Genomic DNA, 23,013 nt, shown 5'->3' on the forward strand with positions numbered 1-23,013 from the left:
GCGCGCCGCCAGACCATGTCGTTGACCCGGACGAGGACCGACACCACGTCCGGGCGGCAACGAGCACGTCCGTCTGCCAGCGGGCTCGCCCGCGACGCGCAGCGGGTGGCCGAAGCCGAGACCGGCCTCGCTCTCCAGCCGTTGGCAGCCGGTGGTCGAATCGCCGGTGAACACCACACTCCCCGAGGGGGTCGCATCGCGGACCGGCGGCCGGACGGGTTTGCCCGGCCGGCCTCCGCAACGCTGCCAAGCCGCGCCCCCGGCACCCCGGTTAACGCCTCACCGGTTCACGCCTCCCCGGTGCTCGTGCACATGAGCGCGAACAGCTCCGAGAGCGGCCGGCGCGGGTCGGCGGTCACCTGTCCGATCAGCGTGTGGAGTTCCCCGGCGAGCCGCCGGGCCTTGGCCGTGCCGAGGAGCTCGGTCGCGTGGATCAGCTCGCCGTGCACCGGGCCGTCGTCGCGCGGCTCGTAGAAGCTGAGGGTCAGCTCCGCCGCCGTGCGGGCGGCCGGTACGGCGTGGAAGGAGCCCATGCCGCCCTCCAGTTCGCCCAAGTCCGCCTGCTCGTGGTGCACCACCGTCACCTGCGGCCCCCCGGGTGCCAGCCCGGCCGCGCGGGCCACCTCGTCGTACGGCACCTCCTGGCGGTCCAGCGCGCTCAGTGTCGTCTCCCGCACCCGCGCCAGCAGCTCCCCGAAGGACGGGTCGCCCCCGGTGTCGGTGCGCAGCACCACCGTGTTCAGGAAGCAGCCCACCAGCGGGGCGAGCCGCTCGTCCGGCCGGCCCGCGACCATGGTCGCGATCGGCAGGTCGGTGCCCGCGCCGTGCGCGGTGAGCAGGGCCGCCAGCGCCGCGTGCAGCACCATGAACATGCTGGTCCCGGTCTCCCGGGCCAGCGCGTCCACCGCGGCGTGCAGGGGCGCGTCGAGGACGAAGGGCACCCGGCCGGCGGTGTACCCCGACGGGCCGGCACCCGCCGGGCGCGGCCGGTCCGTCGGCAGGGCCAGGGCCCGGGGCGCGTCCCGCAGCGCCTCGCGCCAGTAGGCGAGCTGCCGCCCGCCGACGCCGTCGGGGTCGGCGAGGTCCCCGAGCACCTCCCGCGCCCAGTGCGCGTAGTCGGCGTACGTGACCGCCAGCGGCTCCCAGTCGGCCGCCCGGCCCGCCGCCCGGGCCTCGTACGCCCGGGTCAGGTCCCGGAACAGCGGCACCACCGACCACTCGTCGACGGCCAGGTAGTGCGAGGCCAGGAGCAGGGCCTCGGTCCCGTCCGGGGCCCTCAGCAGCCGGGCCCGCAGCGGGGCCTCGACCGTCAGGTCCGGGGCCTGCGCGGCGAGTTCGGCCAGCCGGGCGTCGAGATCGCCGCAGTGCTCGACGGTCAGCACGGGCGGCCGTGCGGCGGGCCGCAGCTGGAGCCCGCCGTCCCCGTGCTCCACGAAGGAGGTCCGCAGCGGGGCGTGCCGCTCCACCACGTCGCCCAGCGCCGCGGCCAGCGTGCCGGGGTCCAGCGCGCCCGCCGAGCGCAGCGCGAGCGCGCTGTCGAAGCCGGGCCGCTGCCGGTACGCCCGCCACTGGGCGCCCTGCACCGGCGCGGCCGGCGCCTCCCGGGCACCCTCTCCGCCCCCGCTCCCGTCCCCGCCGCCCGCGCGCAGCGGCGGCCGGGCCGTCCTGGCGCCGCCCAGCCGCTCGGCGATCCCGCTCACCGTCAGGGCGTCGAAGACGTCGCGGATGCTCAGCTCGACCCCGAACTCGGCCCGGATCAGGCCCAGCAGCCGCATGGCCGCCATCGAATGGCCGCCCAGCGCGAAGAAGTTGTCGTGGACGCCCACCTCCGCCAGCTTGAGGATCCCGCCGAACAGCCCCGCCAGCCGGGCCTGGGTGGCATCGGCGGGGCGGGCGTCACCGGTCATCCCCGACCAGTCCGGCGCGGGCAGCGCCTTGCGGTCGAGCTTCCCGTTGGGCGTCAGCGGAAGCGGGCCGTCCAGCGGTACCACGAGGGCCGGCACCATGTACTCGGGGAGCAGGCCGGCCGTGTGCGCCCGCAGCGCCCGCGCGTCGAGCTCGCCGCGCTCCGGCACGGCGTACCCCACCAGGCGCACGATGTCCCCGTCCCGGTCGGCCAGTACGGCCGCCTGGGCCACATCGGGGTGCGCGGCGAGGGCGGCCTCGATCTCGCCGAGCTCGATGCGGAAGCCGCGGATCTTCACCTGGTTGTCGACCCGGCCCAGGAAGTCCAGGTTGCCGTCGCGCCGCCACCGGGCCCGGTCCCCGGTGCGGTACATCCGGCCACCGGGCGGACCGAACGGGTCGGCGACGAACCGCTCGGCGGTCAGCCCGGGCCGGCCGAGGTAGCCGCGGGCCAGCCCGCGCCCGGCCACGTACAGCTCGCCCGCCACGCCCGGGGGGACCGGCGAGAGGGTCGCGTCGAGCACGTGGCAGCGGGTGTTGGGGTCGGGGCGGCCGATCGGCACGCGCCCGCCGGGCCGTCCGCCGGCCTCCCGCGCCGGCCACAGCGTGGAGTTCACGGTGGCCTCGGTCAGCCCGTAGGCGGCGATGAGGTTGACCCGGTCCCAGCGCGCGAAGAGGTCCGGCGGCACGGTCTCGGTGCCCACCAGGATCGTCGACCCGTCGGGCAGTTCGCAGCCGGCGGGCAGCGCGGACACCAGGGAGGGAGGCAGGATCATGTGGGTGATCCCCTGTTCCGCGAGGAAATCGGTGAGCGCGGGCCCCGCGACCCGCGCCTCGTCGGGGACGAGCACCAGCCGGCCGCCGTGGCACAGGGCCATCGCCAGCTCGAACACGGCGACGTCGAAGCCGATCGAGGCGAACTGGAGCACCCGGCTGTCGGGGCGCAGCCCCATCCGGTCCACCGCGGTGGCGACCAGGCTGGCGATGCCCTCGTGCGGGACGGCCACGCCCTTGGGGCGGCCGGTGGAACCCGAGGTGTAGATCACGTACGCGGCGCCGTCCAGCGGTACGGGAGGTCCCTCCACCGGGGTCGGGGGCAGCCCGTCGAGTTCGGCCGCGGCCCCGGGAGAGTCGAGCAGGACCACCGCGACCCCCGGGGCCGCGGGGATCTTCCCGGCGACGGACTCGGTCGCGACGACCAGCACGGCACGCGAGTCCCGGACCATGTAGGCCAGCCGGTCGGCGGGATGGGCGAGGTCGAGCGGCAGGAACGCGGCGCCGAGCTTGAGGGCGGCGAGCACCGTGGCGACCATGTCGGCGGAGCGGGGCACGGCCACGCCGACCACGCTCTCGGCGCCGACCCCGTGCCGGGCCAGCAGCCGGGCGATCCGGTTGGACCGGGCGTCGAGCCCGGCGTAGCTGAGCGTCACGGACCGGTCCACGACGGCGGGGGCGCCGGGCCGCTCCGCGAGCCGCCGCGCGAACAGCCCGGGCAGGGAGTCCTCCTCGACGGCCCGGTCCGTGGCGTTGAACCCCTCCAGGACCAGCGCGCGCTCCCCGGCGTCCATGATCTCCAGCCGGGACACCGGCAGAGCCGGATCGGTGGCCGCCGCCGTGACCAGCCGCCGCAGCCGTTCGCCGAGCAGCTCGGCGCTCTCCCGGTCGAACAGCTCGGTGGCGAACTCCAGCCGGCAGCCGAGCGCACCGGCATGGTCAGCGGCAGCGGCGCCCGTGTGCTCGGTGAAGCTGAACACCAGGTCGAACTTGGCGGAGCTGATCCTGAACGGCACGTACTCCACGGCCAGCCCGGGCAGGGCCGGTTCCTCGCCGGTGCGGTGGTGGTAGCCCACCATCACCTGGAACAGCGGGTTGCGGGCCAGCGAGCGGGTCGGGTTCAGCCGCTCCACCACCGCTTCGAACGGCACGTCGGCGTGCGAGAACGCCGCCAGTGCGGTGTCGCGCACCCGCGACAGCAGCTCGCCGAAGCCGGGGTCCCCGCCGAGGTCGGTGCGGAGCACCAGCGTGTTGACGAAGAAGCCCACCAGGTCGTCGAGCGCCTCGTCGCCCCGCCCCGCGATGGGCGAGCCGACCGGGATGTCGCTGCCGGCGCCCATCCGGTGCAGCAGCGCGGCGACGGCCGCGTGCACCACCATGAACATGCTGGCGTTGTGCTCCCGGGCCAGCCGCCTGAGCCCACGGTGGGTCCCGGGGTCGAACGCGATGTCCAGCTCGCCGCCCGTGAAGGCGGGCCGGGCGGGCCTGGGCCGGTCGGCCGGCAGCTCGGTCTCCTCCGGTGCCCCTTCCAGCGCGCCCTGCCAGTACGCCAGTTGCCGGGCGGCGAGGCTCCCCTCGTCGTCGGCGTCACCGAGCAGGCGGCGCTGCCACAGCGCGTAGTCCGCGTACTGCACGGGCAGCGGCTCGAAGTGCGGCCGCCCGCCCGCGAGCCGGGCGGCATAGGCGGTGGCCAGATCGCCGAGGAAGGGGCGGTCCGACCACTCGTCGGTGGTGATGTGGTGCAGCAGCAGGACCACCACGTGGTCCTCGGGGCCCACCGCGAAGACCGAGGCGCGGAGCGGGAGTTCGGCGGAGAGGTCGAAGGGACGGCGCACGGCGGCGTCGATCAGGGCGGGCAGTTCCTCCTCGGCGGCGCGGGCCACCTCCACGACCGGCCGGGCCTCGGAGGCGGGCAGGATCCGCTGGAACACCTGCCCCTCGCGGGTCGGGAACACCGTACGCAAAGCCTCGTGGCGGTCCGTCACATCCGCGAGCGCGGCCCGCCAGGCTGCGATGTCCAGGGGGCCGCGCAGCCGCATCACGAGCGGGAAGTTGTAAGCGGCCGAGGCCGATTCGATCTGCTGGATGACCCACAGCCGCTGCTGGGCGTGGGACAGCGGCAGCTCCCCGGGCCGCTCACCGGCGGTCAGCGCGGGCCGCCCGGCGTCCTCCTTCCGCCCGGTGCGCTCGGCCAGTTCGGCGACCGTCGGCGCCTCGAACAGGTCCCGGATCGCGAGCTCCGCCGACAGCGCGGTCCGTGCCCGGCTGACCAGGCGGGTGGCCAGCAGGGAGTGGCCGCCCAGGTCGAAGAAGGAATCGTCGATCCCGACCCCGCCCGGCGGCAGCCCGAGCACCTGTGCGAACAGGGCGCACAGCGTCTCCTCCCGAGGCGTCCGGGGCGGCCGGCGGGTGCCGGAGCCGACGGGATCCGGCGCGGGCAGGGCCTGGACGTCGAGCTTCCCGTTCACGGTCAGCGGCAGCGTCTCCACGGTCACCAGCGCCGCCGGGACCATATAGCCGGGCAGGACGGACTTCAGGTGCTCGCGCACCGCCGTGAGCAGGGCCTCGTCGCCCCCGGCTCCCGGCTCGGGCACCACGTACCCCACCAGCCTCTTGTTCCCCGCGTGTTCGCTTACGACGACCGCCGCGTGAGCGATCCGGGGGTGATCGGACAGCGCCGCCCCGATCTCGCCCAGCTCCACCCGGTAGCCGCGGATCTTGACCTGGTCGTCCGTCCGGCCCAGGAAGTCGATCAGTCCGTCCGGGCGCCGCCGCACGAGGTCGCCGGTCCGGTACATCCGCCCGCCCGGCGCCCCGAAGGGATCGGCCACGAACCGGTCCGCCGTCATGCCCGGCCGCTCGTGGTAGCCGCGCGCCAGCCCCGTACCGGAGATGTACAGCTCGCCCGGGCAGCCCGGCGGGACGGGCCGCAGCATCGCGTCGAGCACGTGCGCGCGGGTGCCGCGGATCGGCCGGCCCACCGTCGGGGTGGCGCTGTCGGCGGTCGAGCCGCCGAGCGTGTTGATCGTGTACTCGGTCGGGCCGTACAGGTTGTAGCCGTACGTGTCCCGCGTGCGGGCCAGCCGGCTCCACACGGCATCGGACACGGCCTCACCGCCGAGCAGCACCAGGGCCGGACGGTGCCGCCCCGCGGCCTCGTCGCGCTCCAGCAGGCCTTCCTCGATGAGCAGTTGGGCGTAGGTCGGGGTCACGTTGACCACGTCGACCCGGTGCCGGTCGCAGTAGGCGACCAGGGCGGCGGCGTCGCGCCGCAGTTCCTCGTCGCACACGTGCACCTCATGGCCCTCGACGAGCCAGAGCAGCTCCTCCCACGACATGTCGAAGGCGAAGGAGACGGTGTGCGCGATCCGCAGCCGCCTGCCGCCCGCCGAGGCGATCGCCGGATCGAAGATCTCCACCTGGTGGTTGAGCTGCATGTTCGTCAGCCCCCGGTACGGGGTGACGACGCCCTTGGGCCGGCCCGTCGAACCGGAGGTGTAGATCACGTACGCCGGGTGCTCCAGCCGGTCCGCCACGGTGCGCGCGAACGCGGGCCGCTCGGCGTCGGTCACCGCCCCGCCCGGGAGCGCCGCGAGGGCGGCGACGGCCTCCGGCCCGTCCAGGAGGAGTTCGGGAGCGAGCGGCCCCGCCGGAGCGCGCAGCGCCGGCGCGACCGCCGCCGTGGACACCAGGCACAGCGGCCCGGTGTCCTCGATCATCAGGCGCAGCCGGTCCACCGGGTGGTCGAGATCGAGCGGGAGGTACGCGGCGCCCGTGCGCAGCACCGCGAAGAGGGCCACCACCATCTCGATGGAGCGCGGCAGCGCCAGGGCGACGACCCGCTCCGGCCCCGCGCCCCGGGCCAGCAGCAGCCGGGCCAGCCGGTTGATCCGCGCGTCCAGCTCCGCGTACGTCAGGGCCTGTTCGCCGAAGACCAGCGCGACGGCGCCGGGTGTCCGGCCGACCTGGTCCGCCAGCATGTCGGCGACCGTCTCGTTCGGCACCGGCCGCTCGCCCGCCTCCAGGGCGGCTGCCCGCTCGGCGCGTTCGGCGGGCAGCAGCAGGTCCAGCGCCGCGACCCGCTCCCCGAGGCCGTCGACCAGCCGTTCCACCAGGGCCCGGTAGCGCTCCAGGGTGGCCGTCGCCCGGGCGTCGTCGATCAGGTCGGGCCGGTACTCCAGCTTCACGCGGACCGTCGAGGCCGGGTTGACGATCAGGGTCATCGGATAGTGGGTGGCGTCCACGCTGTCCACGCCGGCGATGCCGTGCCGGTCGGCGAGCCGCCGGAAGGCGTCCTCGTCGGCGAAGTTCTGCAGCACGTACAGCGTGTCGAAGAGCACCCCGAGCCCGCCGGCCCGCTGGAGCTCCGCCAGCCCGAGGTACTCGTGGTCCATCACGGCCACCCGCTCCGACTGCACGCGGCGCAGCAGGTCGAGGACCGTCTCCTCGGGCCGCAGCCGCACCCGCAGCGGGACGGTGTTGAGGAACATGCCGATCGCCGTCTCCGCGCCCGGCACGTCCGCCGGGCGGCCCGCCACCGTGGCGCCGAACACCACGTCGTCGCGGCCCACCGCGGCCGACAGCACCAGGGCCCACGCCGTGGACAGCACCGCGTTGACCGTCAGCCCCTGCTCCCGGGCGCACCGGCGCAGCCGCCCGCTCAGCTCCGGGCCGAGATCCAGGGAGCCGCGGCGCGGGATCGTCGGCTCTCCGCCCTGCTCCCGGGCCACCAGGGTCGGTTCCGCGAGCCCGGACAGGGCGGCGCGCCAGGTCTCCCGGGCCGCGTCGAAGTCCTGCGCGGCGAGCCAGGCCAGGTAGTCGCGGTAGCTTCCGGGCGTGTCCATGCCGCGGGCGTCGCCTGCCGCCTCGTACAGGGCGAGGAGTTCCTCCAGGAACAGGGACTGCGACCAGCCGTCCCAGGCCACCAGGTGGTGACTGAGCATCAGCCGGTCGGTGTCCGGGGTCAGCCGGATCAGCCGGAGCCGGAACAGCGGGGGCGCCGCCAGGTCGAACCGCAGCAGCCGGTCCGCCCCGGCGATCTCGGCGAGCCGCTGCGCGCGGGTCTCCTCGGCCAGGCCCGTCAGGTCGGTCTCGGTGAGCGGCGCCGGTATCGCGTCCGGCGGGCAGACGAACTGTACGGGGCCGGGCAGGCCGTCGCCGGTGATGCCGGTGCGCAGCGCCGGGTGCCGGGCGAGGAGCGTCGCGCAGGCCGCGCGCAGCCGGTCGGCGTCGAGGCGGCGGTCGAAGTCGAAGCAGTCCTGGGCGGTGTAGACGTCCAGCGCGGCGGAGTCGTAGCTGGCGTGAAAGTGGATGCCCTCCTGGAGGGGGGACAGCGGCCAGATGTCGGCGACGGGCGCCGGGCTGACCCGCTCGACCAGCCCGATCTCCTCCTGGCTGAGGCGTACCAGCGGCAGGTCCGCGGGCGTGAGCCGCCGGGGACCGGGCGCGCCGTCCCCGAGGAGGGCGATCAGCTCGCGCAGGGCCGCCGTCCAGGCGTCGGCGAGTGCGGCCACCTCGCGGGCGGTCAGCGCCCGGCCCCCGGGCCCCTCTTCGTTCTCGTCCTCGCCCTGCGGCCACGTCCAGGTGGCGCGCAGCTCGGGGCCGTCCGGGGTGTCCGCGCAGACGGCGTTGACCTGGAGCGGGTACGGCACGGCCAGCCCGGCGTCCGGTGCCATGCGCAGGGCGTCGGCCTCGGCGGCGGGGGCCCAGTCCCGGGCCTGCCCGGCGGGCAGCCGCCCGAAGTAGTTGAACAGCAGCTGGGCGCCGGACAGCCGGGCGAAGACGGGAGCGAGCTGCGGGTTGAGGTAGCGCAGCATGCCGTACCCGGCGCCGGAGTCCGGAGCCGAGCGCACCGCCTCCTTCACCCGCCCGAGCAGTTCGAGCGGCTCGCCCGCGGCCGGCAGCCGTACGGGGTGCAGGCCGGTGAACCAGCCGACGGTACGGGAGAGGTCCATGGCCTCGCCGTACCCCTCGCGGCCGTGCCGCTCCAGGTCGACGAGGAGTTCGCCGTCCGGGCCGCCGCCGCCCCGCCGGGCGACCGCGAGCCGCAGCGCCGTCAGCAGCACCTCGGTGACATCGGCCAGGGCGGCCGCCGGGACGGTGGTCAGCAGCGCCCGGGTCTCGGCCGTACCCAGGCTCACCCGGTGCTCCCGCGCCGACCCCGCCGTCCCGGTCCGCGGCGCGCCGGGCAGCAGCTCCGCCCCGGGGGCCAGCACCCCCGCCCAGTAGGGGAGTTCGGCCTGGCGGCGCGGCGAGCTCGCCTGTTCGGCCACCTCCCGGGCGAAGCGCCGCAGTGAGGTCGGTACGGGCTCCAGCGCGGGCCGCTCGCCCCGCGCCACGGCCTCCCAGGCGGCGGCCAGATCGCCGAGCAGCACCCGCCAGGACACCCCGTCGACGGCCAGGTGGTGGACGGCGAGCAGCAGCCGGCCCGGCGATCCCGTACCCGCGTCGAACCAGACCGCCTGCACCACGGTCCCCGCGTCGGGGTCCAGCCGGGAGGCGGCGGCGTCGGACTCCTCGGCGATCAGGGACCGCAGCGCGCTGTCGTCCAGCCCCCGGGCGTCGGCGCGGCGCAGCAGCCCCGCCGCGTCCACCGCGCCCGGCGGGCGGATCGCGGCCGACCACAGCGCCGGGACGGCCGGGCCGAGGTCCATCCGGGACAGCGTCAGGCGCAGGCCGTCGTGGTGGTCCAGGACCGCCTGGAGCACCCGGCCCAGGGATCCGGCGTCGGCCCCGGCCGGGGCCCGGAGCAGCATCGACAGGTTGAAGCGGCCGATCGGGCCGCCGTCCTCGCGGAGCTGGTGGACGATGGGCAGCAGCGGAAGGTCGCCCACCCCGTCGGGGTCGGGGGCCGCCGCCCCCGCCGCGGCCCCGCCCGCCGCGCCGGAGGCCGCCAGCGCGGCCGGTGTGCGCAGTTCGAACACGGCCCGGGGCGTGACCGTCAGCCCCGCCCGGCGGGCCCGGGAGGCCACGGACATGGACAGGATGCTGTCCCCGCCGAGTACGAAGAAGTCCTCGTCGGCGCCGACCTCTTCGAGACCGAGCACCTCCGCGAAGATCGCCCGGAGCCGCTGCTCGCGGTCCTCGGGTGAGACGGGTGAGACGGGTGAGCCCGCGCCGGACGGCCGGGGCCGGGGCCGCGCCGAGGGCGCCGGCAGCGCGGCGAGGTCGGTCTTGCCCGCCGTGGTCAAAGGCAGCGCGTCGAGCGTCACGAAGTGGCTCGGCACCAGCGGAGCGGGCAGCGACGCGGTCAGGGAGGCCCGTACGGCCTCCGGGTCCAGGCCCGCGGCCGGGTCGGCCGGCACCAGGTAGGCCACCAGCCGGTCGGCCCCCCGCTCGTCGGCGCGGGCGACGACGACCGCCTCCCCGACGGCGGGCTCGCTGCGCAGACGTGCTTCGACTTCCCCGAGTTCCACCCGGTTACCCCTGATCTTGACCTGGTGGTCGGTGCGCCCCAGATAGGTCAGCACACCGTCCGCACTGAACTGGACGAGGTCGCCGGTGCGGTACATCCGCTCGCCGGGACCGCCGAACGGGTCGGCGACGAAACGCTCCGCCGTGAGGGCGTGGCGCGCGTGGTAGCCGCGCGCCAGCTGGGCCCCCGCGACGTACAGCTCGCCCGGCTCGCCCGCCGCCACCGGGCGCAGGTACCGGTCGAGCACGTACAGCCGGGTGTTCCACACCGGGCGGCCGATCGGCACCGTGCCCGCCGCGCCGGAACCGGGGAGCGGATCCGGCCCCGCCGCCCAGCCGGTGACCTGGATGACCGCCTCGGTCGGCCCGTACACGTTGAACAGCGGCACCCCGGTCCGCTCCCGCCAGCGCCGCGCGAGCGGCACCGGCAGCGCCTCGCCGCCGCTGAAGGCCCTGCGCAGCGTGGACCACCAGGGCGCGGCCTCGCCGGAGGCGGTGTCCTCCTCCGCCAGCAGCGCGGTGTACAGCGAGGGCACCAGGTCCACGGTGGTGACCCGCTCGGCGCGGATCAGCGCGGTCAGGTACGCCGGGTCGCGGTGGCCGTCCGGCTTCGCGATCACCACCGTCCCGCCGGCCAGCAGCGGGACGAGGACCTCCTGGAGGGACGGGTCGAACCCGGCCGCGTACTGGTGCAGCACCCGGTCCTGCGGACCGAAGCCGAACTCGGCCGCCGTCCATGCCAGTTGGGATGCCAGGGCGCGATGGCTCACCACCACGCCCTTGGGGCGGCCCGTGGAGCCCGAGGTGTACATGAGGTACGCGGCGCCGTCCGGCTCGGCGGCCGGGAGCGCGCGCGGGGCCGCTGCGAAGGCCCCCGCCGCCGCCCCGTCCGCCGCCTTCTCGTCCTGCGCCGTCCCGTCCTGCGCCAGCAGCACCGTGCGCGGCCCCCCGGCGGCGGTCGCCGCGGCCCGCGCGTCCGCGGTGGTGACCAGCAGCCGCGCCCCGGAGTCGGCGAGCACGTACCGGATCCGCTCGGGCGGCAGACCGGGATCGACCGGCAGGCACACGGCGCCCGCCCCGAGCACCCCCAGCAGCGCGACCACCTCGGCCGCCGAGCGGGGCACCATCACCGCGACCACGCTCTCCGGACCCGCCCCCTCGGCGGCGAGCCGGTGCGCCAACCGCTTTGCCCTCCCGGCCAGTTCGGCGTAGCGGGTGCCGTCGCCCCCGTGGCGCAGCGCGACCGCGTCCGGGGTCCGGCGGGCCCGCGCGGCGAACGCCTCGTACACGCTGGCGCCGGGCAGCGGTCGCCGCGCCCCGGCGAGCAGCTCCTGGGCCGGTCCCCGGCCGGTCCGGGCGACCGGCACCGCCGGGTCCGCGGCCAGCTGACCGAGCAGCGCGCGCAGCCGGTCCAGGAACCGCCGCGCGGCCGGGTCGTCCAGCCGGGACCGGTCGTGGTCGAGCTGGAGGCGCAGCCGTTCACCCGGCAGCACGGTGAGCGCGAGCGGATAGTGCACGGCGTCCCGGACACGGGAGCCGGTGATCCGGATCAGACCGGCGGGATCGCTGCGCCCACCGCCGTCCGGCAGGTTCTCGACCACCACGAGCGCGTCGAACAGCTCGCCGCCGCCCGCGGCCCGCCGGATGTCGGCGAGGCCGAGGTGTTGGTGCTCCATCAGCTCGGCCTGGCTCTCCTGGAACCGGGCCAGCACCTGCGCCAGGGGCTGCTCGGGGCGCCAGGCCAGCCGCGCCGGAACGGTGTTGATCAGCAGGCCGACCAGGGACGCGACGCCCGGGACCGGAGCCTGCCGGCCCGAGACCGTGACCCCGAGGACCAGGTCGTGGGAGCCGAGCACATCGCCGAGCACCAGGCCGAACCCGCCCTGGACGACCGTGCCCAGGGTCAGTCCGAGCTCCCGGGCCCGCGCCGCGAGCGCGGCGCTCTCCCCGGCGGAGAGGTCCAGGGTGATCCGGCCGCTCCCGCCGCCGCCCGCCGCCACCGGCCGTACGGGCAGCCCCGCTGGAGCGCCCCGGCCCGCCAGCGCCGCGCGCCAGGCGGCCGCGGCCCGCTCCCGGTCGAGCCCGGCCAGCCAGCCCGCGTAGGCCAGGTAGCCGGGATCCGGTTCCGGCCGCCGCAGCACCTCGCCGGGCCGGTAGCCCTCCAGCAGCTCCCGCATCAGCAGGGACACCGACCAGCCGTCGACCACGATGTGGTGCAGGGTCAGGACCAGCAGCGACCGCTGCGGACCCAGTCTCAGCAGGGCGGCCCGCAGCAGCGGCGGGCGGCCGAGGTCGAAGCCGTGGCTCCGCTCGGCGGCCTCCGCCCCGGCCACCGCGGCGGCCTGCCGCTCCGGGTCCAGCCCCGAGAGGTCGGCGCGGGTCCAGGGGAGTTCCACCCGCGCGGCGATGAGCTGGACGACGGGCCCGTCCGGGCGCTGCGCGAAGGCCGCCCGCAGCAGCGGATGGCGGTCCAGGAGGTGCTGTACGGACACCCGCAGCGCGTCCGCGTCCACCTCGCCCGCGAGCTCGACGGTGTCCTGCACTGCGTACCCGTCGGCCCCCGCCCCGTCCATCTGGGCGTGGAAGAAGAAGCCCTCCTGGAGCGGGGTGGCCGGGACGACGTCCACCAGGTCCGGGACCTCGGCGGCGAACGCCTCCCGCTCGGCCGGGGTGAGCGCCACGAGGGAGAACGGCTCGGGCGGCGCGGCGGCCGCCCCGGGCTCCGGGTCCCGGCTCCCGGCGGCGAGCGCGAGCGCCGCCACCGTGCGCAGCCGGAAGACCTCGCGGGGGCTGAGCGCGAGCCCCGCCTCGCGGGCCCGCGCGACCAGCTGGATCACGACGATGCTGTCGCCGCCGAGTTCGAAGAAGCTGTCGTGGACGCCCACCGAGGGCAGCCCGAGGACCTCGGCGAACAGGCCGGTGAGCAGCGCCTCGGCCGGGGTCGCCGGCGCCGCGCCACCGGTCAGCGCCGTCCACCGCGGCGCGGGCAGGGCGCGGGTGTCCAGCTTTCCGTTGGGCGTCAGCGGCAGCGGCCCGTCCAGGCGCACCACGGCCGAGGGCGCCATGTGCTCCGGCAGGACCTCCGACACCCGCGCCCGGGCGGCGCTCACCACGGCGTCGGCGTCCCCGCCCTCGCCGGTTCCCGCGTCGGCGCCGGTCACGAGGTAGGCCACCAGCCGCCGGGCCCCGCGCTGGTCCTCCCGTACGAGCACGGCGGCCTGCGCGATGCCCGGGCAGGCCATGAACGCGCTCTCGATCTCGCCGGGTTCGATCCGGTGGCCGCGGATCTTGAGCTGTCCGTCCGCACGGCCCAGGAACTCCAGGTTCCCGTCGGCGGCCCAGCGCACCCGGTCGCCCGTGCGGTACATCCGGGAGCCCGGCGCCCCGTACGGATCGGCGACGAACCGCTCCGAGGTCAGCGCCGCCCGGCCTAGGTAGCCCCGGGCGAGGCCGCGCCCGGCCACGTACAGCTCGCCCTCGACGCCCACCGGAACGGGGCGCAGCGCCGAGTCCAGTACGTACACGCGGGTGTTGGGGTCGGGGCGGCCGATCGGCGCCGGTCCCGGGCGCCGCGGATCGGCGCTCCACAGCGTCGAGTTGACGGTCGCCTCGGTCAGTCCGTACGCGACGACGACGCGCAGCCGCCCGGCCCAGCGGGCGATCAGCTCGCCCGGAACGGCCTCCGTGCCGACCACGAGCACCGCCCCCTCGGGGAGTTCGCACTCGGGCGGCAGGGCGGACACCAGGGACGGGGGCAGGATCATGTGGGTCGCGCCGTGCTCGCGGACGTAGTCGGTCAGGGCGGCTCCGGCGACCCGCCGCTCGGCGGGGACCAGGACGACCCGGCCGCCGACGCACAGCGACATCACCAGGTCCCACACCGTGACGTCGAAGCCGGCCGAGGCGAACTGCACGACGCGGCTGTCCTCGTCGACGCCGATCCGCTCGGTGGCGGTGGCGATCAGGCTGCCGATGCCGTCGTGGGTGACCACCACGCCCTTGGGGCGGCCGGTGGAACCCGAGGTGTAGATGACGTACGCGGCCGCGTCCAGGGGGACCGTCACCCCGGGGTCCGCGGCGTCCTGCGCGGCGAGGGCGGCGGCGACGGCCGGGTCGTCCAGGACCAGCCGCCCGGCGGCCGGTCCGTCCGGCAGGCCCCCGGCGGCCTCCCGGGTGGTGATCACCGTCCGCGCGCCGGAGTCGGCGAGCATGTAGGCGATCCGCTCCCGGGGATGGTCGGCGTCCAGCGGCAGGTAGGCCGCACCCGCCTTCATCACCGCGAGCAGGGAGACGACGAGTTCGGGGGAGCGCGGGACGGCCACGGCGACGACGTCCTCGGCGCCCACCCCGCGCGCCCGCAGCAGCCGGGCCAGCCGGTCGGCGGCGGCGTTCAGCTCCCCGTAGGACAGCACGCGGTCCTCGCAGACCAGGGCGGTCCGCTCCGGCGCGAGCCGCGCGCGGTGTGCGAAGGCGGCCGGCCAGGACACCTGCGGGACCGGGTGCGGGGCGACGCCGAGGGAGGTCAGCAGGAGCTCCCGCTCGGGTTCCGCGGTGAGCTCGATCCGGCCGACCGGCAGGTCCGGGTCGGCTATCAGGGCGTCCAGGACCATCCGCAGGCGCCGGGCGTGGGCGCCGATCTCCTCGTCGCCGATCACGTCCGCGTCGGCGTCGAAGTGGAAGCGGACGGCGCCGCGCTGGGATTCGCCGACCGTCACGGCCAGGTCGCTGACCGGCCCCATCCACTGGGGGCGCAGGTCCCCCGGGTGGTCGCCGAAGCGCAGCCAGCCCGTCCCGGGCAGCACGTTGACCGTCGGCCCGACGAGTTCCGCCACGCCCTCGACGAGACCGAGGTCCTTGGCCAGGTCCTCGGCCCGGTAGCGGCCGTGCTCGACGGCCTCCGCGATGCGCGCGGTCACCTCCCGCAGCAGCTCCCGCCCGGTGGTGCCCGGGCCAACGGCCAGGCGCAGCGGGAGGATGTTGGACACCATGCCGGGGACCCCCGCCGCCGCCGGGTCCAGCCGGGTGGTGACGGGCAGTCCGAGGACGAGGTCCCGGGCGCCGGTGACCCGGTGCAGGTAGCCCGCGAGGGCCGCGACGAGCAGCCGCGAGACGCGGACCCCGGCGGCCGAGGCGGCGTCCCGCAGCCGTGCGGTGTCCGCCTCCGTGTACTCGTCGGTGCACCGCACGCGGCGGGCGATCACCGAGGGCCGGCGCTCGACCAGGCGGACCGGGTCGGGACGGCCGGCGAGCCGCTCCAGCCAGTAGGCGCGGTCCGCCGCGTACTGCCCGGACGCCCGGTAGGCGGCCTCGGAGCCGGCGAGCGGCGGGAGCGCCCAGCCGGCCTCACCGACCGGTCCGGAGGCGCTGTAGACCTCCCCGGCCCGGCGCGAGAGCAGGCCGACGCTCAGGCCGTCGATGACGATGTGGTGGTAGCGCTGGTACCACAGGACCCGGTCGTCGGCGAGACGGATCAGGGCGTGGTGGAAGAGCGGGCCCCGCGCGAGGTCCATGGGCAGCTGACGGTCCGCCTCCAGCCAGTCCCAGGCCGCGAACTCCGGGTCCGCCGCGTCCCGCAGGTCGACCGTGGGCACCTCCACCGGGAACCTGTGGACGCTCTGACGGGGCCGCCCGTCGGCCTCGGCCGTGAACCGGACGTGCAGGCAGTCCGCCTCCCCGACCACCTGCCGCACGGCGGCGGCCAGGCGGTCGAGGTCGACGTCACCGCGCAGCTCCAGGGTGAACGTGACGTGGTAGGCCGAACTGTCCGGCTCGATCCGCTGGGCCAGCCAGATCCCCGACTGCCCCCCGGTGACGTCCGTTTCGGGGCCGCCGGGGCCGTGGGGGGCGGATGCCGGCTCGTCCGGTTCGGCGGCGTCAGACATCGTTCGATCAGCCCTTCCCTGGTTCGCGCGTCGGGTATCGCGTCGGTATCGCGTCGGCGTGGCCCTGCGTTACTTGATGGCTTCGAGCTTCGGGACGATCTGGTCGATGGCGTACGGGATGCTCAGGACGGTGTTGAAGGAGAGCGCCGCGCCGATGTCCGGGCTGTCGTAGGGCAGGAAGAGGTCCCGCTTCTCCTGGTACACCTTGGTCTTCCGGTAGAGAGGGTCCGCCTTCATGGCGGCCTCCGTCTCGGCGTTGCCGAGCCAGACCGTGCGGTCGGCCTCCATGACGTCCAGGCGCTCGGAGCTGAGGTCGGCGACGTTCTCCTTGCCGAGGGCCGTGCGGTAGGCCTCGGGGGTGGTGAACCCCATCTCGCCCAGGAAGATGACCTTGGGGTCCTTGGGGGAGAACGCCGAGAACTTGCCCGGCTCGTAGGGCTCCCCGACGGTGACCGTCTTGCCCTTCCACTCCGGGTGCTTGTCCCGGACCGTCTTGAAGCGCGCGTCGATGCCCGCGATGAGCTCGTCGCTCTCGGCGCCCTTGCCGAGGGCCTTGCCGATCTGCCGGGTCATCACCTGCCAGGTCGCCTGGTAGTCCTCGGAGCCCTTGGGCTGCGCCACCACCTTGGCGATCTTGGACAGCGTGTCGTACTGCTCCTTCTTCATGCCCGAGTACTGGGCGATGATCAGATCGGGCTTGAGCGCCGCGATCTTCTCCATGTTGTACTCGTCGCGCTCGCCGACGACCTGCGGGGGCGCGGAGCCCCACAGGTCCTTCGCCCAGGGCCACTTGCCGTACGGCTGCTCCTTGAACCAGTCGACCGCGCCGACCGGCTTGACGCCCAGGGCGAGGACGGCGTCCTGGTCGGACAGGCCGAGGGTGACGACCTTCTTCGGCTGCGCGGTGATCGTCGTACTGCCGTACTTGTGCTCGACCGTGACGGGGAAGGCGCCGGCCGCCGCGCCGGGCTCCCCGCTCTTGGCGCCGTCGCTCTTGCCGGTCTTGCCGGTGTCATCGCCGCCACCGCAGGCGGTCAGCGCGAGCGCGGCCGCCGCGGCGACGGCGACGCGTGGGAGCAGGCGGGGGCGTGTACCAAAGGGCACGGGTGTTTCCTTTCGCGGGGACTTCGGAGTGCTGCGTGCGCGGAGCCGCGCGCCGCACCGGCCCGGCGCGCGCCGTTGGCGCACCGGGCCACCGCGGCGGCGGGTGGGACTAGAGGGGCGAGCCGATCTCGTCGGCCGCCCGGCGGGGTCCGCCGGCGGGCTCCGCCGGGCGGCCGGTGATCGACCGCAGGATGTCCCCGACCCGGACCGCCGTGTTCGACAGCAGGGACGAGGTGATGCCGTGGGTGTGCTCGGTCCCGCCCTGGAGGTAGATCCCGCAGCGCAGTTCGGGGTCGGTCGTGACCCGGTAGTCGCGCTCGACCCGGACCCGGCCCCGGTCGTCGAGCCGGCAGTACCGCCCCACCTCGCCGAGGAGTCCGAGCGGGTCGGCCGACCGGTACCCGGTGGCGTAGATCACCACGTCGGCGTCGAGCGGGGTCCGTTCCCCGGTCACCAGGGACTCCACGGTGGCGCGCACGCCGTGCGGCGTCTCGACCACCTCGCTGAGGCGGGAGACCTTCAGGAAGCGCAGCCGCTCGGTGCCGAGCACCTTCTCCTGGTACTGCTGCCGGTAGAGGTCGTCGATCAGATCGATGTCCACCACCGAGTAGTTGGTGTTGGCGTGGTACTCGATGAGCTTGCGCTTGACCTCCTCCGGGGCGGTGAAGTACTCGTCCACCGCGTCCGGGTCGAAGATCCGGTTGGCGAACCCGCTGTCGTCGGCCGGGCTGTAGCCGTACCGGGAGAAGACCGCGCAGACCTCGGCCTCGGGGAAGGTGCGGTGCAGGAAGGCCACGTTCTCCGCGGCGCTCTGGCCGGCGCCGACCACGACGAACCGGGAGGGCGTGGTGTCCTTGAGGGAGTCCACCCGCGTCAGCAGGTCGCAGGCGTGCCAGATCCGGTCGGTGCGCCCGACGCCCTCCGGCATCCGGGGCCGCAGTCCGGTGCCGATGACCAGGTTGCGGGCCCGGTGGACCACCGGCTGCGAGCCGGAGCGCGCGATCACGTCCAGGTACTGGATGACCCCGTCGAGCACGACGGGCCGTACGGCGACGACCTCGTGCCCGTAGGACACCATGTCGTCGACCTTGGCGGCCGCCCACGCGAAGTAGTCGTGGAACTCCACGCGCAGCGGGAAGAGGTTCTTGTGGTTGACGAAGTCGATGAGCCGTCCTCTGCTCTGTAAGTAGCACAGGAAGCTGAATTCGCTCGCCGGGTTCCGCAGGGTCACCAGGTCCTTGAGGAACGAGACCTGCATGGTGGCGTCGTCGATCAGCATGCCGCGGTGCCAGCCGAAACGCGGCTGTTGCTCGAAGAAGTGAGCGGTGACCGCGCCCTGCCTGTCGACGCTCGCGTTGTGCTCGCCGAGTGCGATGGCCATGGCCACGTTGGAGGGCCCGAAGCCTATTCCAATGAGGTCGTGGATCAGTGGTGCATCGTCAGGATCGTCAGGAGGAGCCTGTGACATGTCACTCCCATCGGGGGGACGGCAGCCTGCCAGGTGTGAGGGGCGGGCGGAAACAAGGCATGCCGAGGTGCGACTGCAGGAGAACTTAGGGAAGGCTAACCTGATCTGCAAGCCCCTGTCGATGGGAAAGAGGATCCCCTTCTGGGGGAATCTCGGGACCAAAGGGCCCCGAAAGTGGGGATGTTGCGTAGTTAGGTAAGCCTTGCTTTACTGGTTGTAATCCATCATTCGTCTGAGGAGGAACCGCATGCGGGTCGTCATGTTCGGATATCAGACCTGGGGGCACCGCACCCTGCGAGCGCTTCTGGAGTCCGAGCACGACGTGGTGCTGGTCGTCACGCACCCCAAGAGCGAGCACGCCTACGAGAAGATCTGGAGCGACTCGGTCGCCGACCTCGCCGCGGAGCACGGCGTACCCGTGGTGATCCGCAACCGCCCGGACGACGAGGAGCTGTTGGCCCGCCTCAAGGAGGCGGACCCCGACATCATCGTCGCCAACAACTGGCGCACCTGGATCCCCCCGCAGATCTACTCCCTGCCCCGGCACGGATCGCTCAACATCCACGACTCGCTGCTGCCGAAGTACGCGGGGTTCTCCCCGCTGATCTGGGCCCTCATCAACAACGAGCCCGAAGTCGGCGTCACCGCCCACCTGATGGACGAGGTGCTCGACGCCGGGGACATCGTGGTCCAGCGGGCGGTGCCGGTCGGTCCCGCCGACACCGCGACCGACCTGTTCCACAAGACGGTCGACCTGATCGCCCCGGTCACGGTGGGCGCGCTGGACCTGATCGCCTCCGGGCGCACCGAGTTCACCCGGCAGGACCGCTCCCAGGCGACCTTCTTCCACAAGCGGGCCGAGGAAGACATCAGGATCGACTGGAACTGGCCCGCCGAGGACCTGGAACGGCTGGTCCGGGCCCAGTCCCACCCCTACCCGAGCGCCTTCACCCACCACCGCGGCCGGCGCCTGGAGGTCCTGGCCGCCGTGGTCTCCGAGGGCAGGTACGGGGGAACGCCCGGCCGGATCTTCTACCGCGAGGGCGACGGGGTGGTCATCGTCGCCGGAGCCGACGCCCGCACCGGGCGCAACCGCGGACTCGCCGTCACCCGGGTCCGTACCGAGGACGGCCGGGAACTGCCCGCGAGGGAGTACTTCACCTCGATGGGCGGATACCTGACCAGCAGGCCCTGAAGGACCGGGGGCGGACCTGACCAGTCCGCCCCCGGCGCGCCGCACACCGAAGCGGCCTTCGGCCGCCCGGCCGGACCATCGCCGTCGCGCGGATCTCCCGATCCGCGCGGCGGCGATGTCTTTCCGGCGGCCGCGCATGTACGAACGGACGGGGAATGAGGGAAAGCTGATGGAACAACCGGTGGCCGAGGGAACGAACGGGGGAGCCCCGGGGGCCCCGTTCGTCATCATCGGCGTGGCGAACACCCAGGCCGACTGGGCGCGCGTACTCGGCGCCCTGACCCACGCGGACCTGCCCCTCGGCGCCCCGCCGGCGCCGGGGACCGCCGCCGAGCCCGCCGAGGCCCGGGCCGCCGATGCCGCCGAGACCAGAGCCGCCGGGAACGGACCGGCCGCCGCGCGGGACGGACAGCGGGGGAGAACGGGCGGCGGGGGCGTACCGGAGCCGACGAGCGCGACACCGCCGAGCGTGCTCGACCTCAACGCGTACCTGGTGTACGCGATCGGCAAGGCGGCCCGCCGCAGGCTCACGGCCAAGCTGACCGAACACGGCCTGCGCCTGTGGCACCTGACGGTGCTCGCCCTGCTCTGCGACCTGGGCCCCCAGTCCAAGGGGACCCTGGCCACCCGGCTCGACATGAACGCCAGCGACCTCGTCAAAGTCGTGAACGACCTGTCCCGGTCCGGGTACGTCGAGTGCGTGCGCGACACCGCCGACCGGCGCCGCGTCGTCGTGGAACTCACCCGGGAGGGCCGCACCGCGGTCAGCCGCCTCAACGCGGACATCGCCTCCACCGACGAGGAGTTCCTGGCGCCCCTGAGCGGACCGGAGCGCGCCCAGCTCGGCTCCCTGCTGCGTCGGGTGCACCGGCACTTCGACACCACCCCGACGCACACCGTGCACGAGGACTCCGACGCCGCGGCGCCGGACACCGCCCGGCCGCGGCCCGCGGGCGCCCGGTCCGTGGAGGCCCTGCGCATCGACTGGAACCGCTCCGCCGAGGACATCGAGAACCTCGTCCGCGCCCGGTCCCGGGGCGGGACGGGCGCGTACACCCACCACGGCGGGCGCCGGCTGGAGATCCTGGCGGCCACCGCCACCGAGGGCCGCTACGACGGCGCGCCCGGGCGCGTGGTGCGGTCGGGGACCGACGGCCTGGTGATAGTGGCGGGACCGGATGCCGGGGCGCCGGGCCGCGGGCTGTCGGTGCTACGGGTGCGCACCGAGGACGGGACGGAGATGCCGGCGGCCGACTACTTCCACCCGCAGGGCGGCGGTCCGACCACCGGGGAATGACCCCCGCCCCGGCCCCCGCCGCCACGGCGACGACCCGGGTTCACGGCCCCGGGTCACCGCGCCGGGGTCAGTACCCACAGGCGGTGGTCCCAGCCGATGTCCGTGCAGGACCGCACCGCGAGCCCGGCCCGCCGCGCCAGCTCCGTGTACCCGGCCTCGGATCGCAGCTCCGAGCCGAACGCCGCGGCCAGCCGCAGCTGATGGAGCGCCGCCTCCGCATCGTCCGGGTCGGCCCCCTCCACGGGCTCCACCAGGAGCAGCGTGCCCCCGGCCGGCAGCGCCGCCGCGGTCTCCGCCAGCGCGAGCACGGCGTCCTCCTCCGGCAGCAGCTCCAGCAGCCGGCACAGCAGCACCGTCCGGTCGCCCGGCGGCACCGTCCCGGTCACGGCCAGCAGTTCCACCCGGGGCAGCACCTCGGTGTCCAGGACCCGCTCGCGCACCACGCCCAGCGCCGACGGCTGCGCGGCGATCCGCGCGCGCAGCTCCGGGAACGCCTTGAGCAGCGTGTTGACCACCGCGCCGGCCCCGTGCCCCGCCGCCGTCAGCGAGCCCGCCGAGGCCCAGTCGTACCCGCCGGCCACACCGCCCGCGATCCACAGCGCCTCGTCCTCCACGGCCTCGCGGGCCGAGCCGCCCAGCCGCTCGTCCGCCGCCATCGCCTCGGCGAGCGGCAGACCGGACAGGGTCCGGTAGCCGGCCCGGCCGCTCGCCAGGGTCTCCGCGAGCCCCGACAGCGACAGGTCCAGCGCCGCCTGGGCGCCCCGCAGGTCGTACTCGGCCAACGAGTGGTCGTCCTCGACGAGTTCCTCGCCGACCGGGGTCAGCCGGTAGCCGTCGGCGCCCCGCTCGAACACGTCCAGGGACACCAGGTACGTCAGCAGCGCCCCCAGGGTGCGCGGGTGCGCCCCGGTCCGGGCGGCCAGCGCCTCCGTGGTCCGGACCCCCTGGTAGACGAGGTCCACCAGGCCCACCGTCACGGCCGCGCGGATGGCCAGCCCCGGTGCGATCTCGGTGAGTTCGTGCAGCCGGTCGTGCGCGTCGTCCTCCTCCTGGACGGCCCCCGGCGCGGCCCCCGGGACGGCGGCCGGCTCGGTGCGCCGCCAGTAGCCCGTGATGTGCGTCTGCTCGCGCGGCACCTGCCGGTCCACCGCGAGGTGGCGGCGGATGCCCTTGAGGGTCACCGCCTCGCCCGCCGCCCAGGCGAACACCGTCCCCGGCAGCCACTCCATGCCGCGCACGGCCCGCTCCAGCAGGTCGGTGGTGCCGGCGGGCGCCCCGCCGCGCACCAGCCAGGTGATCTCGGCGTCGGCGCGGGTCGCCAGCTCCTGACGGTGGCTCTCCTCCCCGACCTCGATGAACACCCGGGCGACCGTGCCGGCCGGCATCTCCTCCAGCCAGCGGGCGATGGCGGGCAGCGCCGTCTCGTCACCGATCGCCAGCAGCCAGTCCGCGCCCTCCGGGTGGCCGTGGGACATCTTGGGCCCGGCGATCCAGGTGATGTCCCCGGGCTTGGCGCTCTGCGCCCAGGAGGAGGCGACACCGCCCTCGTGGTTGACGAAGTCGAAGTCGATCTCCCCGGCCTCCGGGTCGAACCGGACCGGGGTGTAGTCCTTGGTCAGCGGCCGGGCGTCGGCGGGCCAGTCCAGGCTGGAGACGTTCTGCCCCGGCAGCACCGGGTCCCGCCCGTCCTGCGCGAAGAAGAACTTCACGTGGTCGTCGAAGCCCTCGCTGCGCAGCGCCGGCAGTTCCAGGCCGTCCTTGCCGAAGGCGGCCAGCTGCGGCCCGCCCAGGGTCACCCGCCGCATTCCCGGGGTCACGTCCGAGACGCGCAGCACGGTCAGCTCCCTGAGCACGATGGGGAAAGTGACGACCGGGCGGGGGTTGCGGCTCGACATGGGAAGGCTCCTTCACGGGGTGGGCGGGGTGGTGCGGCACGAGGGCCGCCCGCCGTCGTCGGCGAGGGGCGGGCCGGCCC

At 75.0% G+C, this 23,013-nt stretch carries 6 protein-coding genes; 2 read left to right on the forward strand and 4 right to left on the reverse strand.

What is annotated here, in order from left to right:
- Positions 1-287: 287 nt before the first annotated feature.
- The 3 genes from IE248_RS22180 to IE248_RS22190 all read right to left on the reverse strand — a co-directional run bounded on the left by IE248_RS22180 (position 288) and on the right by IE248_RS22190 (position 18,546).
- Complete coding sequence (locus tag IE248_RS22180; protein ID WP_190031490.1) at positions 288-15,974, reverse strand: non-ribosomal peptide synthetase; 15,687 nt, start codon at positions 15,972-15,974, stop codon at positions 288-290.
- Positions 15,975-16,043: 69 nt separating this feature from the next.
- Positions 16,044-17,078 carry an iron-siderophore ABC transporter substrate-binding protein gene (locus tag IE248_RS22185; protein WP_199848803.1) on the reverse strand — a complete coding sequence of 345 codons (1,035 nt, stop codon included), beginning with the start codon at positions 17,076-17,078 and terminating at the stop codon, positions 16,044-16,046.
- A 109-nt stretch (positions 17,079-17,187) separates the two neighbouring features.
- Complete coding sequence (locus IE248_RS22190; RefSeq protein ID WP_100582985.1) at positions 17,188-18,546, reverse strand: lysine N(6)-hydroxylase/L-ornithine N(5)-oxygenase family protein; 1,359 nt, start codon at positions 18,544-18,546, stop codon at positions 17,188-17,190.
- A gap of 247 nt (positions 18,547-18,793) precedes the next feature.
- Here IE248_RS22190 and IE248_RS22195 point away from each other — a divergent pair, with 247 nt between their 5' ends.
- Complete coding sequence (locus IE248_RS22195; RefSeq protein ID WP_190031491.1) at positions 18,794-19,741, forward strand: methionyl-tRNA formyltransferase; 948 nt, start codon at positions 18,794-18,796, stop codon at positions 19,739-19,741.
- A 169-nt stretch (positions 19,742-19,910) separates the two neighbouring features.
- Positions 19,911-21,038 (forward strand): MarR family transcriptional regulator, encoded by a 1,128-nt coding sequence (locus IE248_RS22200; protein ID WP_159032097.1) that lies wholly within the window; start codon positions 19,911-19,913, stop codon positions 21,036-21,038.
- A 53-nt stretch (positions 21,039-21,091) separates the two neighbouring features.
- Here IE248_RS22200 and IE248_RS22205 read toward each other — a convergent pair whose 3' ends face one another.
- Complete coding sequence (locus IE248_RS22205; RefSeq protein WP_190031492.1) at positions 21,092-22,933, reverse strand: siderophore-interacting protein; 1,842 nt, start codon at positions 22,931-22,933, stop codon at positions 21,092-21,094.
- Between the last annotated feature and the right edge of the window lie 80 nt (positions 22,934-23,013).

Origin of the sequence: Streptomyces goshikiensis (assembly GCF_014650555.1) — a bacterium.
GTDB classification, from domain to species: domain Bacteria; phylum Actinomycetota; class Actinomycetes; order Streptomycetales; family Streptomycetaceae; genus Streptomyces; species Streptomyces goshikiensis.

Excerpts from the sequence above, each read along its gene's own strand:
- IE248_RS22180 (WP_190031490.1), bottom strand. The coding sequence starts at position 15,974 with ATGTCTGACGCCGCCGAACCGGACGAGCCGGCATCCGCCCCCCACGGC.
- IE248_RS22190 (WP_100582985.1), bottom strand. The coding sequence starts at position 18,546 with ATGTCACAGGCTCCTCCTGACGATCCTGACGATGCACCACTGATCCAC.
- IE248_RS22195 (WP_190031491.1), top strand. The coding sequence starts at position 18,794 with ATGCGGGTCGTCATGTTCGGATATCAGACCTGGGGGCACCGCACCCTG.
- IE248_RS22200 (WP_159032097.1), top strand. The coding sequence starts at position 19,911 with ATGGAACAACCGGTGGCCGAGGGAACGAACGGGGGAGCCCCGGGGGCC.
- IE248_RS22205 (WP_190031492.1), bottom strand. The coding sequence starts at position 22,933 with ATGTCGAGCCGCAACCCCCGCCCGGTCGTCACTTTCCCCATCGTGCTC.